14 protein-coding genes are annotated in these 13966 nt (G+C 32.6%); 1 reads left to right on the forward strand and 13 read right to left on the reverse strand.

All coding sequences use genetic code 11. The features are described from left to right. Positions 1–33: 33 nt before the first annotated feature. The 9 genes from CN925_RS13650 to CN925_RS13690 form a co-directional block, all read right to left on the reverse strand. Positions 34–1500, reverse strand: a complete 1467-nt coding sequence (locus tag CN925_RS13650; RefSeq protein WP_098846772.1) for a UDP-N-acetylmuramoyl-L-alanyl-D-glutamate--2,6-diaminopimelate ligase — start codon at positions 1498–1500, stop codon at positions 34–36. A 25-nt stretch (positions 1501–1525) separates the two neighbouring features. After that, entirely contained in the window at positions 1526–3478 is a 1953-nt protein-coding gene (locus CN925_RS13655) for a stage V sporulation protein D (protein ID WP_098846773.1), read from the reverse strand. 132 nt (positions 3479–3610) lie between these two features. Then, positions 3611–5806 (reverse strand): penicillin-binding protein, encoded by a 2196-nt coding sequence (locus tag CN925_RS13660; RefSeq protein ID WP_098846774.1) that lies wholly within the window; start codon positions 5804–5806, stop codon positions 3611–3613. 10 nt (positions 5807–5816) lie between these two features. Continuing rightward, entirely contained in the window at positions 5817–6182 is a 366-nt protein-coding gene (gene ftsL, locus CN925_RS13665; protein WP_098846775.1) for a cell division protein FtsL, read from the reverse strand. 12 nt (positions 6183–6194) lie between these two features. Beyond that, positions 6195–7127 carry a 16S rRNA (cytosine(1402)-N(4))-methyltransferase RsmH gene (gene rsmH, locus CN925_RS13670; protein ID WP_098846776.1) on the reverse strand — a complete coding sequence of 311 codons (933 nt, stop codon included), beginning with the start codon at positions 7125–7127 and terminating at the stop codon, positions 6195–6197. A 30-nt stretch (positions 7128–7157) separates the two neighbouring features. Beyond that, complete coding sequence (gene mraZ, locus CN925_RS13675) at positions 7158–7589, reverse strand: division/cell wall cluster transcriptional repressor MraZ (RefSeq protein WP_098846777.1); 432 nt, start codon at positions 7587–7589, stop codon at positions 7158–7160. Positions 7590–7783: 194 nt separating this feature from the next. Continuing rightward, on the reverse strand, positions 7784–9412 hold the full coding sequence (gene bshC / locus CN925_RS13680) for a bacillithiol biosynthesis cysteine-adding enzyme BshC (RefSeq protein WP_098846778.1): 1629 nt from the start codon (positions 9410–9412) through the stop codon (positions 7784–7786). A 27-nt stretch (positions 9413–9439) separates the two neighbouring features. Further along, complete coding sequence (locus CN925_RS13685) at positions 9440–9832, reverse strand: DUF3397 family protein (RefSeq protein WP_098846779.1); 393 nt, start codon at positions 9830–9832, stop codon at positions 9440–9442. Between the two features lie 6 nt (positions 9833–9838). After that, positions 9839–10726: a 2-dehydropantoate 2-reductase gene (locus CN925_RS13690; protein WP_098846780.1), complete on the reverse strand. Its 888-nt coding sequence runs from the start codon at positions 10724–10726 to the stop codon at positions 9839–9841. A 149-nt stretch (positions 10727–10875) separates the two neighbouring features. Here CN925_RS13690 and CN925_RS13695 point away from each other — a divergent pair, with 149 nt between their 5' ends. Further along, positions 10876–11289: a GNAT family N-acetyltransferase gene (locus tag CN925_RS13695; protein WP_286138347.1), complete on the forward strand. Its 414-nt coding sequence runs from the start codon at positions 10876–10878 to the stop codon at positions 11287–11289. Between the two features lie 47 nt (positions 11290–11336). Here the strand turns inward: CN925_RS13695 and CN925_RS13700 are convergent, their stop codons facing one another. The 4 genes from CN925_RS13700 to CN925_RS13715 form a co-directional block, all read right to left on the reverse strand. Next, positions 11337–11918 carry a Myb-like DNA-binding domain-containing protein gene (locus CN925_RS13700; protein WP_098846781.1) on the reverse strand — a complete coding sequence of 194 codons (582 nt, stop codon included), beginning with the start codon at positions 11916–11918 and terminating at the stop codon, positions 11337–11339. A gap of 76 nt (positions 11919–11994) precedes the next feature. Then, positions 11995–12762 carry an enoyl-CoA hydratase/isomerase family protein gene (locus tag CN925_RS13705; RefSeq protein WP_098846782.1) on the reverse strand — a complete coding sequence of 256 codons (768 nt, stop codon included), beginning with the start codon at positions 12760–12762 and terminating at the stop codon, positions 11995–11997. Between the two features lie 160 nt (positions 12763–12922). Further along, positions 12923–13096 carry a 50S ribosomal protein L32 gene (gene rpmF, locus CN925_RS13710; RefSeq protein WP_025672195.1) on the reverse strand — a complete coding sequence of 58 codons (174 nt, stop codon included), beginning with the start codon at positions 13094–13096 and terminating at the stop codon, positions 12923–12925. Positions 13097–13151: 55 nt separating this feature from the next. Further along, positions 13152–13667: a YceD family protein gene (locus CN925_RS13715; protein ID WP_098846783.1), complete on the reverse strand. Its 516-nt coding sequence runs from the start codon at positions 13665–13667 to the stop codon at positions 13152–13154. Between the last annotated feature and the right edge of the window lie 299 nt (positions 13668–13966).

Genomic DNA, 13966 nt, shown 5'->3' on the forward strand with positions numbered 1-13966 from the left:
AAATCAATTTTTCACATTACAAAGAAGAGGATATTATCCTCTTCTTTGTAAAATTGCTTCTTTAGCTTCTTCAACATCATCAAAATGTGATACATTCGTTCCTACAATCTGATATGTCTCATGCCCTTTACCTGCAATAACAATAATATCATGTTTTTTTGCATTTTGAATCGCAAATGTTATAGCTTTTTTACGATCTTCTATTACCGTAATATTATTATGCTCTAATCCGCGTTTCATGTCTTCTAAAATTAAAGTTGGGTCTTCTGTTCTTGGATTATCAGATGTAAAGATCGCATTTGTTGAAAGTTCTGCTGCAATCTTACCCATTAGAGGTCGTTTTGTTCGATCACGATCTCCACCACAACCAACAACTGTAAAAATATCATTTTTTGCAAATTGCTTAACAGTATTTAATACATTTTCTAAACTATCTGGTGTATGGGCATAGTCTACAATAACTGTAAAATCTTGACCAGCATTAACTGCTTGGAAACGCCCTGGTACGCCTTCAATCGTTGCAACTGCGTCTAGGATTATCTTCATTTCTATATTTAATGCGATTCCTGCACCAATTGCGGCTAACACATTATATACGTTAAATATACCAATAAGATTCATTTCTACAACATATTGTTTATTTAAAAAATGTAATGTGAATCTAGTACCAGCATTCGTTAATTCAATTTCATCTGCAAACAAGTCAGCTTCTTGACTTAAACCATAAGTTATTAGATTAGCTTGTGTAAACTTCATATATTCTAAAGAAGCAGGATCATCATTGTTTAATATGGCAAATTTAGGTTTATCCGCTGTGAAGCTATTACCTAATTGAGAAAATAATAAGCCTTTAGCTTTTTTATATTCTTCCATCGTGCCATGATAATCTAAGTGATCCTGTGATAGATTTGTAAAAACCGCAATATCATATTCACAGCCATGAACACGCCCTAAATGTAATGCATGTGATGAAACTTCCATTACCGCAGTATCCACATTTGCTTCAACCATTTTTGCAAACATTGATTGTAAAGTTAAACTATCTGGAGTTGTATTTTTTGTTTCAAAAATCTCTTCTCCAATTTTCATACCGATTGTCCCAATGACACCTGTTTTTTTCTTATTGTGTTTAACGATTTCTTCAATAATATATGAAGTTGTAGTCTTACCATTTGTACCAGTAATACCAACTAGATTCAGTTTATGTGTTGGGTTTTCATAAAAGGTATTACCAATAACAGCCATCGAACGATTTGTGTCTTTCACATAAGCTACTGGAACATTCGATTCAATTGGTTTTTGTGCTAGGATCGCTACTGCGCCTTTTTCAATCGCTTGTTTTACGTAATTGTGGCCATCAACTGTATATCCTTCAATACAGATGAATAAATAACCTGGTTTTACATTTCTTGAATCCATTTCAACTCCAGTGATTTCCGGATTTTCAGACGGAAGATTCACTAAAGGCTTTAATCTTGATAGTAGAGTATGAAGTTTCATAGTAATTCCTTTCGTTTTCACTAAATCATTTTTTTACTTTCGTTTTAGATTTAGTTTCTTCTTTCGTTCCTAAATAAATTCTAATTTTAGAACCTTCTTTTAGTTTAACACCTGCTTTTGGTGCTTGGTCAACGACAATATTTCCACTGCCACTATATTCAATAGTAAAAGTATCTAGCAAAGGTTGCAAATCTTTTTTCTCCAAACCAATTAAATTTGGCACTTCATATGTTGGTATATCACCGTATACGAATTTTTTTGGAATTTGATTTTTTCTAGGAGGTACACCTAAAACTTGCATACTATCTCGAATAATATTCCCTACTATTGGAGCAGCCACAACTCCCCCAAACTGAACAGTGCCTTTTGGATTATCGACTGCAATATATACTACTATTTGAGGATCGTCAGCCGGTGCAAAACCTACGAATGAAACGATAAAACTACTATCATCATATCGTCCATCTTTTACTTTTTGTGCTGTTCCAGTTTTGCCACCAACACGATACCCTTCTACAAATGCACCTTTACCAGTACCTTGTGCAACAACACTTTCTAGTGCCAATCGGACCTTTTTAGATGTATTAGGAGAAATAACTCGTCTTTTTGAAATTGGCGTTTTCCGACTAACTACTTCATTTGTAACTGGATCTACAAACTCTTTTGCGATATAAGGTTGGTAAAGAATACCGCCATTAATAGCTGCTGATACTGCTGCAACTTGCTGAATTGGTGTAACTGATACACCTTGACCAAATGCAGTTGTTGCTGCTTCAACTGGACCGACTCGATCCATGCTAAATAAAATGCCTGATGCTTCACCTTGTAAATCAATTCCTGTTTTTTTGCCGAAACCAAAATTACGAATATATTTAAATAAACGGTCTTCACCTAAGCGATTACCTAATTCTACAAATCCTGGGTTACATGAATTTTGAACTACCTCTAAGAAAGTCTGAGAGCCATGTCCACCTCTTTTATGACAACGCAAACGAGCTCCAGCTACTTCAGCAGCCCCATCATCATAAAAATGTTCTTTATTCAAGTCTACTAATCCTTCATTTAACGCAGCTGCAAGTGTAATAATCTTAAAGGTTGAACCTGGCTCATAATTTGACCAAACAGGTAAATTCCGATTATATACTTCGGGTGAAACATGTTTAAAATTAGTAGGATTAAAGCTTGGACGACTACTCATTGCAAGTATTTCTCCGGTATTTGGATTCATCGCAATTCCTATCATTGAATCGGGATTATATTGAGCTGTTGCATTATTCATTTCTCGTTCAAGAATTGTTTGTATTCGCGAATCTACAGTTAATTTTAAGTTTAATCCATTAATCGGCGGAATATAGTCGTCTGCAATATTGGGCATTCTTTGGCCTTTAGCATCTGAATAAAATTGCACACTACCTTTTTGTCCACTTAATTGCTTGTCATAGTATAGTTCTAGTCCGTTTAAACCTTGATTATCGATTCCAGCAAAACCTAACACATGAGAAAGATAGTCACCAAATGGATAATATCTTTTAGAATCCTCTGCTATGTATACACCAGCAATGTTAAGATCTCGGATTTGTTTCGCTTTCTCATTTGTAATTTTTATACCTTCTGTGCGAATGTGTTCCATGCTAGATCTTTTCGTTAAAATTTTATAAAGCTTTACTTCGGAGATTTTTAATATTGGGGCAAGTTTTTCAGTCGCTTCCTTTGGATCTTTAATTTGCCTAGGAACGACTAGTACAGATGGAGCACTTTTATTAGTAGCAAGAGCAACACCATTTCGATCTAAAATTTCACCACGTTTTGGTTCGAATGGAATGTCTCGACTCCACGAATTTTTCGCTCGCTCAGTTAAAACATCACCCATAGCAAATTGTACATAACCAAGCCTTGTTGCAATAATAGAAAAAATTAATAAACCACCAATGAATACAAAAAATAATCGTTTTCGAACTGTTACATTAGATACTCGCATCGAAACGAACACTCCTCTACATTATGTTCGTTTCAATATATGCTTGTACTAAATACAATAGACCTTCTAGCTTGTTATTGTCCTAGAATGGTCTATTGTCATTTTTATTTAATTGATCTTATCTTTGCCATTTCATTCTTGCACATCAACTTTTATATCTTTTTCTTCGTCTTTCTCTTGTTCATTAGGTTTATTTAATTCAATCGTTAAATAGTCATGATCCCGTAGTTCTGAGTCTTCTTTAATACTCTGGCTTGTAACAAATCCAGATCCTTTTGTTGAGATATTTAGCTTAAATAATTTACCTAAGCGGTTAACATCCGATTTTGACCAGCCAATAATCGATGGCATTTTATTTGTTCCATTTGTCTTAAGAAAAATTTTAGTACCTCTGACCACTTGAGTTTTTGACTTAATTGATTGTCCAGTAACTTCTATTCCATTCCCTAATAATACAGGCTTCAATCCTTCTGATTTAGCTAAAGATTTTGCTTCATCTAAAGTAAGACCTTTCAAATTAGGAATTTCTATGCTCTCTTTATCGATCAATTTATCTACTTTGGCATTTTCAATAGGCTCAACCTTCATATACTCTAATGCGCCCTTAGTTACTGTTCTAAAAATTTCAGAAACGCCATCTGAGCCGATTTCAGTCGCTTCAAGCTTTGGACGAAGCATTGCTACATAAACGACTAATTTCGGATCATCTGCTGGTGCCATACCGATAAATGAAAAAAGGTTTTGACCATGTCCTTTAAGATATTTTCCATGTTCGTCAACAACTTGGGCAGTTCCAGTTTTACCAGCGACAGTATAGCCTTCAATCGCATAATTATGCCCAGTACCATGCGGCGCAGTAATTACCGTTTCTAATAACGATCTCTCTCTTTTTGCTGTTTCTTCTGAAATAGGGTTTCCAACAACTTGAGATTTATAGTTTTTAATAACTTTATTCGTATCATGATCGACAATTTTATCAACAATATATGGCTTCATCATTTTCCCATCGTTCGCAATTGCACTTGCAGCTTGGATAATTTGAATTCCTGTTACTGTAGATCCTTGTCCAAAAGCAGTTGTCGTTTTTTCAAGTGGATAATTATATACTAATTTACCACTTGATTCACCTGGAAGATTAATATTCGTTTTTTGTGTAAATCCAAAGTTTTTATAGTATTGTAAAAAACGATCTGGACCTAATTTTTCATTAAGAAGAATCGAAATTCCTACGTTTGAAGACCTTTGAATCCCTTCGTCAAAAGTAATTGAACCCCATCCGTTACGATTTACGTCATGGACAGTTCCTCCACCTGGTACTTTATATCGACCCGATTGGAAATATTCATTTCCATTATAAACTCCTTCATTCATAGCAGCACCTAATGTGAAGATTTTCATTGTAGAACCGGCTTCAATTGCATATGAAATTGGGTCATTTGTATAGTTTGTAATGTCATGAAGATTCGGATTGAAACTAGGACGATTGCTCATCGCTATAATTTTACCTGTTTTTGGATCAGAAACGATTGCCATTATCTTTTCTGGCTCATATTTTTTTTCAACATTCGTCATTGCATCTTCTAGTAAACTTTGAATCTTTGTATCTATTGTTAAATAAACATCATCACCATTATGCGGCGGTGTAACCTTCTCATTTTCATATGGTAGAATATTTCCTTTTCGATCACGTAAAAAGCTTCTGTTTCCATCCTTTTCAGTTAACTCTTTATTCAGTGCTTTTTCTAATCCCATTTCACCAAATAGTTCACCATTATCATTTATATTCGTGTAACCTAACGAATGAGATGCAAAAACACCATTTGGATAATAGCGTTGTTGTGAAGGAGTAAAAACAATACCAGGTAGCTTTAATTTCTCAATTTGCTCTTTTTTGCTTTGAGAAATATTTCTTCCACCTGGCCCTAATTCAACTTGATATTTTGGTTTACCTAATTTCGCTAAAAGATCTGATTCATCAATTGATAAAATTGGTGCTAATTCTCTTGCAGTTTTTTCTTTATCGATGACATGTCTTTTCACTCTAGAGTTTTTAGATGCACTTGGATCTAGAACCGCAGATACAGTGTAAGCTGTCACCTCTTCTGCCAGTGGAACTCCCTTTGAATCATAGATTGTCCCTCTTTTAGCAGGTATTTTTTGAGATGTATTGTAATTCTCATCCGCATAAACTTTTAAATTTTTGCCTTCTACTGTGTTTGATAATTGAATATAAGAAAGTCTCGCTATAAGGGAGATAAAAGCGACTAAAGTAGCTAAAAAAAACCAACGAATACCAAAATTTGTGTATTTATTTTTTTTCTTACTCATCTAAAATCTCCTACTTACTAGTGTCGGTAAACTTTACGTTATTGCTATCAATATTTAAGCCTAACTCTTTTGCTTTTTGCCATATGCGCTCATATGTGCTTAATTCATCGATCTTCATTTTCAGCTCAGAGTTATGCTGTTTTCCAGTCGCTATTTCATTTTTCACATTTTGTATTTTCAAGTTAGTATCATATATTTCTGCTTGGGTTTTAATGATTTTAGTCCCCATAAAGAAGCATGCAAAAATAAATGCTAAGTAAAGTATTTTCTCAAAAGGTGTAATTTTTGATACTTTCTTTTGTTTTTTCTTGTTAGAAGGTCTTTGTTGTAAATCAGTAACTTGTTTTTGTTGTAGCTTTCTAGCCAAATTACTCATTATTTTCCCTCCTTATAATTTTTCTGCAACTCTTAACTTTGCAGACCTTGCTCGTTTATTAAATTCGATTTCTTCATCTGTTGGTAAAAGTGGTTTTCTTGTTACTAGTTTTAACTTCGGCTTAAACTCATCGGGAATAATTGGTAAACCTGGTGGTAATGGCGGAAGTGAACTAGCTTCTTTAAAAATCGTTTTACAAATGCGATCCTCTAATGAATGGAATGTTATTACACTAATTCTTCCTTTTGGTTTTATAAGAGTAATTGCATCCTTTAGAGCTTCTTCAAATACACCTAGTTCATCATTTACAGCAATACGAATTGCTTGAAAAATTCTTTTAGCTGGATGTCCACCTGTTCTTCTTGCAGGTGCAGGTATTGCATCTTTAATAATTTCGACTAACTCAAAAGTTGTTTCAATCGGTTTCTTAGCTCTTAATTCCTCAATCCTTCTCGCAACTTGTTTAGAGAATTTCTCTTCTCCATATCGGAAAAAGATTTTCACAAGTTGCTCATAAGGCCAGTCATTTACAACTTCATATGCTGATAATGTTTGTTCTTGATTCATACGCATGTCAAGAGGTGCGTCTTGATGAAAACTAAAACCACGTTCAGCAACGTCTAATTGTGGCGAAGAAACACCTAAATCAAATAAAATTCCATCTACTTCATAAATACCTAAATGATGGAGTTCTTCTTTTATATGTTTAAAATTACTTTTTACAATAGTTAATTGATTTTCATATTTTTTTAATCGCTCTTTTGCATGTTTAATGGCTGTTTCATCTTGGTCAAAAGCGATTAATCTACCCTTTGATGAAAGTTGAGATAGTAAGTATTCACTATGACCTCCACCACCAAGTGTACAATCTACATAAATGCCATCTTCTTTGATTTCTAAAGAATCAACAGTTTCCTTTAATAAAACCGTAATATGTTCAAACATGATGCTTTCACTACTTTCAATTTGTTAATTTTACAAGTCAAATCCGATTAAGTTTTCTGCTAACTCACCAAATGACTCTTCTGATTCGTTCATATATGTATTCCAAGTTGATAAATCCCAAATCTCAATACGATTTGTAACACCAACTACTACACATTCTTTTTCTAATTTTGCATAACTGCGTAAATTAGGTGCTATATTAATTCTCCCCATCTTATCCATCTCACATTCCATTGCCCCCGAGAAGAAAAAACGAGTAAATGCTCTTGCATCTTTTTTTGTTAGTGGTAGTGTGCGCAGTTTATCTTCAATTACACTCCATTCGGCCATTGAATAGCCAAATAAGCATTGATCCAAACCTCTTGTAACAATGAAGTTTTCACCAAGCTTGTCTCGAAATTTTGAAGGTATAATAAGACGTCCTTTTACATCGATATTATGTTGATATTCACCGATAAACATCCTATTCCCCCACTTTCTAACACAAACTTACCACATTCCCCCACTTCTTACCACCTTTTCTAAAAAATTCTTTAAAAAAACAAAAAATCCTGCTAACAGTGCAGCAGGATTTCATTTTTATTATAAAATTCAGCCTATTTCAAAGAATTATTGCTTTAAAAAACACCTTAATCATATGAATAAAAGCAATCTTTTTAAATTGTTACGACTTGATGAGCGTAATCCCATGATAGTTCTAAATCACAAAGCTCATGAACAAAATCAAAACCGTATTTATTAATATAATAAAGAATATTTAACGTTCTCTCCTGTGGTTTTCCATTAGGAGAAATTGAACAGATGATTCGATCCCATTTTTCAATTTGCTCTTCATTTTGCTTTAAAATGGTTTCTTCTATTTTTCGTTCCAAAAGTAGAATTTGTTCTTCTATCTTTAAATAATTCTTTATCGAAAAATCCTTTAAGTTTGGTGTTACTTTGTTCGTTACATCTTGAAGAGGTTTATGCAATTCTTCTAAAGATTGTTTAGCTTCACTAAACACAGCTTTATAGTCTAGTTTTACTTGATTTTTAATCCATTCGTCTTTCTTTTCTTCTAATGAGTATTTTAGTACATCATGAATATTTAATGAAAAATCGTCTAATGCTGATACAATATTTCGTTCAAAAATAGTAAACATATGTCTTAAAAATACAGGTGGCATTTCAAGGTTAAATAGATTAAAAATATCCTTTAACTCAGCCCAATAAGCAATCTCACCTGGACCACCAACAAATGCTAATGTAGGAAATAAGTACTCTTGCATGACCGGTCTAGTAACCACATTATTACTTAATAACGCAGGCTGTTCATTCGCAATTTTAATCAACTCATGCTTGGAAAACTGATAATTCCTATTTTTCGTTTGAAAAACCTCTTCATTTTCAGATACTTCTAATAACTGTCTACCTTCATTACTATGGTAAAAAAGATGAATACTCTGTTCAGAAATATGAAGACTTTCGTGGTACCCAGATTTTATCAGTCTACTTTTCGTATCCTTTAAAACCCCTCTTACGATATCTTGCTTTTGAATCATTTCATTAAATAAAGATGATTCCAACTTACGAACATTGGGATCATCTGCATCAATTAGGACAAGCCCCTCTTTTTGGAACAATTTAAAAATAATTTTCGCAAAAAAATCTACGTAAGTAGTAGATTGCTCAATCATCGCATATAGTTCTTCAAGTAATTCCTTTGTATAATTCGTTTCATCAAAAGTTTTAACGATTTTATCAATCCACTTTTTCATATCTTGCTGATCTAATTCAGTTCTAGAAGCAGCATGTGAAAAAGTCGTTTTTTGATAAAATGTTTGTTTTTTTACTTTATTGTTCTCAATTGTATGAATATGGTTTATTTCATCAATATCGTGGTCTTCACCCGCAATCCAAAATACAGGGACAACTGTTAGACCATAGTCTTTTTCATATTTCTTGGCCAATTGAATAATTGAAATAATTTTATGTATTGAATACAATGGGCCAGTTAATAAGCCAGCTTGTTGTCCACCAATTACAACAAATGAATCTTTATTAAGTAATTTTTTCACATTTGTTAATGATTCATTACTTGCATGATGCTTAATGTGAAACTTCTCAAGTGCATCAACTAATCCTGTACGATTATAAGAACGCTCCATTACATTTTTTATTCTATATTCCATTTCTTCTTTTACTAATGGATTTTCACCAAAGAAAGAAGAAATTACTTCATTTCCATTTACAAAATCATTCAGCAATTTATTTTGCCCGTCTAAATGGACTTTACTAATTTGCATTACGAACTTCCTCTCTCGCTCTTCAGGTTAAGCATTATACTCAGTTATTTTTAAAGCTAAACCAGCCAACACAGTAATAAAATGAAGAATAATAAACAGAATACACGACATTCTCCAAAAACCTTTTAGTAGCTTAGTAAACCGAATATCTCTTTTTGCTTTCCATTGAAGAATAATACTAATAAATAAGATAACCAATAATAAATTAATTAATATCCAACCTGTTGCAGTCGGAAAAATCATATTTAATACAAAGTAAAATGAACTAATATATAGAATTGTAGATAAATCTAGCGTAAAAAGCAAAAGTTTACGCTTGTTATGTTTAAAAAATAATTTTAAAAACATATAAATAAATATTGTTGAAAAAATCGGAAATTCAATTAATAGTGAAATAAAGAAAATGAAAAATTTTTCCAAAAAGAATTACCCCTTTTTCTTCTCAAGTCCTTTTATACAATTGTACATAAGTTCAATTGTCGGTACATTTATTTTTTTATTAATTGCCAATTTTTTAACAAATCCTAACATACTTTCAATTTCTGTTTGTCTACCGTGAAATAAATCTCGATTCATCGACGAGTAGTTCTCTTTCGTTTTTTCACATATTTCTACTAATTTATCCCACTCTTTTTGGTTATTTAAATCTAGGATTGTTGCAACCTCATTAAATAATAATTTACAAATTGGTTTAAAATACTCATTAGTGATTAATTCACCATTTCTAACATTCAAAATAGACGTTAAAGGGTTAATAACACAATTTATTAAACACTTTTGTTTAAGTATATACTCCCAACCATCTTCACTTTTAATTGGAAACCCAGCTGTATGTAAACTTGATAGCAGATTTAGCGAATCACTATTCCCTTTTATTTGTCCAATTCGGATTATACCTTTACCAGTATGTGTGACTTCATTTGGAGAAGTTTTTAATGCACCGTGTTCAACAATCCCTATAAAGCAATTTGGAATGGGTAAATTTTTAACGATTTCAATATGAGACATACCATTTTGAAGAAATAATATGTTTTTACCTTCATATTGATTGATCGTGTTTACGATTTGATCTAAGTGATATTGTTTAACACAAACAATTAATAAATCAAACATGTTTATTTTAGGTAAAATTTTATTTGCTGTAATACACATTTGGTTCTTTTTTTCATTTACTGATAGCATAACACCTAAGTTATTTATTAGATTTGCCTGTTCTTCTGTTCTTGTAAACAATGTAACACTATGTTTATTTTGATACAAATACGAAGCTGTAAGAAGACCTACGGCACCACCACCAATTATTCCTATTTTCATTGATTTCTCCAATCGAAAAATTATTTTTCCACTATTATCTTATTGATAATAAATTTACACCGAATCTATCTTTTTTTAAATTTAATTGTACGATATAATTATATTTAAAATATTTAAAATTTACATTCTTTTTTAAGGGGGAGCTTTTTTTGAACATCAAGATAGAACGTTTACAAATAAATTTTAAAACACTTGAACAATTTCAGCAATTTTCCGGTTATGGTCTACAAGAGCTATCAATGCTTGAAGATCTTGAATCAAATTTAATTGATAACGAGTTCCAATCTCCTTTCTATGGTATATATTTAGGCAAGGCACTAATTGCCCGAATGAGTTTATATACCCATAGCGAAAATAATGAAGAAATAATTGAAATTAATAAAATGGAAGTCCTACCTTATTATCAAAAGAATGGATACGGAAAAGAATTAGTAAACTTCGCTAAATCCTTTAAGAAAACGATTAAAACAATACCAAGAGCAAATTCAAATGAATTTTGGAAAAAACAAGGTTTCATTGAGGGAGATTCTGAATTTGTCATTTGGAAACCTGAAAATAAATAAACACAAAAAACTCAACACCTTTTTTGGAGATGTTGAGTTTTTTCATTTTATTTTACCTTCGTATCGTTTTTAGAACTAATATTTACTATTTTTCGTTTTTGATCTAGAAAATCAAATAAATTTTCATATTCAGTTTGAAGCTCATCTAGTTTTTCAACTAACTGTTGCTTTTCAATTTTCAATTGTTCGTTTTCTTGTTTATATTTTAAAAGCTTTTTTTCTAAAGATTGTATATCTTTAATTCTTCCACTGGCATCAACTTTTAATCTCAAATACTCTAAGAATTTATATACTGATTCAAACGTTATTTCAGAATGGCCTTTATCTGTTGTAGATTCTTCAATAGTCTGATTCGTAACCGATACTAAATCATGTGTTGGTTCTACTTTATTTGAAGAAACCGCTTGTTTTTTACTACTATTTTTTGCTTTTTCAATCTCTTCTTTATAGAACTTTCTAACATATGAATTCCACCGGTAACCACATGCAGCAGCTGTCCTTGATAATTCCTTTGCTACAATTTTAAATGCCATTAATTGAGTTGACCCTTCATTTATGGTTTTTAAAACTACTTCAGCTAAGTAGTTATCCTCCTCTTTTGTCCATGCATCCTGGCGATTTGCAACCATTTGCAATCCCCTCCAATTTCTTATGCAATAAGCAGATTTTACTAATTCATATGCACAAAAAAATGAAGGTAGAAGATTACTTTTCCAATTTTTTTGTAAATTGTTCGATATTTTTTATATGTTCATCTGAAAACCAAAGTGGCACAGCAGAAATAACTTCTTCTTCCATTCTTCTCTTAAGGTTTTGCTCGGTCCATTTTCGGATCAGTATTTTTTTATTTTGATGATGTATTTGCGCTGGAATACTTCTAGCTAAACTGATAAAGCTTTCATTATGTAAACTTGTTAAATCTTTTGATAGTTCATGTATAAAACCAATCTTCTTAGCTTGAAATGCGGTGTAAATATTTGAGGATGATAGTAATGTAATCCAATCTTGATGACTCATTTTTTCTTGAAGTAATGTACCTCCACCCCATGAGGTTGGAATTCCCATTCTTCCTTGAATAAATCCTATTTTTGCATTGTGACTGGCATATCTAAAATCAAATGCACTTGCTAGTTCGCAGCCACCACCCAAAGCATAACCATTAATAAAACAGATTGTAATTTGTGGTAACATCGCTATTTGATAGATCACATCACACATTTTTAGATTAAAAGATTCCAATCCATTTAAGTTGTTTTTAAAATTTATGATTGTGTTTAAATCTCCACCAGTACAAAAATATTTCATACCTTCCCCAGTTAAAACAACTAGTTTACTTTGGGATTTCATTCGGATTTCTCGGATAATTTCTGAAAGTTTTTCTACAGTATTTTCATCAATGCAATTCCCGTATTTTGGCCTATTTAAAAATATATAATCGACTTCATCTCTTTGATAAGAAATTACTTCAGACATTGGAATCCCTCTCCCTTTACCTAGTTTCCTATTAATTTTTATTATACTATACAGGATTTAAATTGGGCAGAGGTAAGAGGAAGTATGGTTTTAGTGGATTCGTTCGTTTTAGGCAAAAGGAAAAGCACATAGTTTCCTATGTGCTCATTCAAAGACTAGCTTATTTGCTAAGTACTTGTTTTCCTTTGTAGTGTCCGCATGATTTACATACGCGGTGTGCTAATGTTAATTCACTACAGTTTGGGCATTCAACCATTCCAGGTACCGCTAATTTAAAATGCGTACGACGCTTTCTTTTTACAGTTTTGGACGTTCTTCTTGCAGGTACTGCCATTGATCCCACCTCCTTAAAGTGAGTGTTTGTTATGAAGCCGGTTATCCGGTACTTCTCAATTATCTTGTTTGTCAAAAAATTTTGCTAAACCAGCAAGTCGAGGGTCAATTTTTTGCTCTACTTCGACATGTTCCCTAACTTCCCAATCTGTTCCTGACGTTGGAGCTGTTTCTTTCCCCTCAACATCCTCTGCATAAACCTGCATTGGAATCTCGGCTAAAATACATTCCTCAATCACTGGGGTTAAGTCTAACACGTCACCCTCTAGGATGTGAAAATTCTCATCTTCACTTTTCCATTCAGATGTTGTAAAAAATGTTTCTGTTGTGGTAATCGACAAAGGATATTTTACATCAACTAATGTTCTTACACAAGGTAAAATTAAATATCCAGTTATTGTTAAATGAAACGTATATCGGTTCGTTCCAAAATCAACTCGTCCAGCAACCCGAATAGGAGAAACCTCTCGAATATCAGAATTACGTTCCTTTATTTGACTTACATCAATTGTCTCATCTAAATTTAAACCTTTATGTCTTAATTTCTGCAACTGGTGCACTGACCATTTCATAAATAAACCACCTCAAGGCAACAATGAAAATTATATATTCTTTATAATCACTTGTCAATATTTTTTCTTTACAGTTAGAAAAGCGGAAGGCGTTCGCTCTGCCCCGACAAGCATAAGACGATTTTCGGTTAAGATTTGAACTTTAATCTTAACCGAAAATTGGCTTATGACCTCGAGGGGCAAACGCCTGGAGCTGGACAATACGAAAAGCGGAGGCGACTGGTTAGCTCCGACAAGCATAAGACGATTTTCGACTAAGATTTGAACTTTAATCTTAGACGAAAATTGGCTTATGACCT

Source organism: Bacillus sp. AFS055030, from assembly GCF_002574545.1.
Taxonomy (GTDB): Bacteria; Bacillota; Bacilli; order Bacillales; family Bacillaceae_G; genus Gottfriedia.

Bases quoted from the DNA above. Each gene is read 5' to 3' on its own strand.
- rpmF (WP_025672195.1), bottom strand. From the start codon at position 13,096: ATGGCAGTACCTGCAAGAAGAACGTCCAAAACTGTAAAAAGAAAGCGT.
- rsmH (WP_098846776.1), bottom strand. From the start codon at position 7,127: ATGTTTGAACATATTACGGTTTTATTAAAGGAAACTGTTGATTCTTTA.
- CN925_RS13660 (WP_098846774.1), bottom strand. From the start codon at position 5,806: ATGAGTAAGAAAAAAAATAAATACACAAATTTTGGTATTCGTTGGTTT.
- CN925_RS13705 (WP_098846782.1), bottom strand. From the start codon at position 12,762: ATGTCTGAAGTAATTTCTTATCAAAGAGATGAAGTCGATTATATATTT.
- CN925_RS13715 (WP_098846783.1), bottom strand. From the start codon at position 13,667: ATGAAATGGTCAGTGCACCAGTTGCAGAAATTAAGACATAAAGGTTTA.
- mraZ (WP_098846777.1), bottom strand. From the start codon at position 7,589: ATGTTTATCGGTGAATATCAACATAATATCGATGTAAAAGGACGTCTT.
- CN925_RS13690 (WP_098846780.1), bottom strand. From the start codon at position 10,726: ATGAAAATAGGAATAATTGGTGGTGGTGCCGTAGGTCTTCTTACAGCT.
- ftsL (WP_098846775.1), bottom strand. From the start codon at position 6,182: ATGAGTAATTTGGCTAGAAAGCTACAACAAAAACAAGTTACTGATTTA.
- CN925_RS13700 (WP_098846781.1), bottom strand. From the start codon at position 11,918: ATGGTTGCAAATCGCCAGGATGCATGGACAAAAGAGGAGGATAACTAC.
- CN925_RS13650 (WP_098846772.1), bottom strand. From the start codon at position 1,500: ATGAAACTTCATACTCTACTATCAAGATTAAAGCCTTTAGTGAATCTT.
- bshC (WP_098846778.1), bottom strand. From the start codon at position 9,412: ATGCAAATTAGTAAAGTCCATTTAGACGGGCAAAATAAATTGCTGAAT.
- CN925_RS13655 (WP_098846773.1), bottom strand. From the start codon at position 3,478: ATGCGAGTATCTAATGTAACAGTTCGAAAACGATTATTTTTTGTATTC.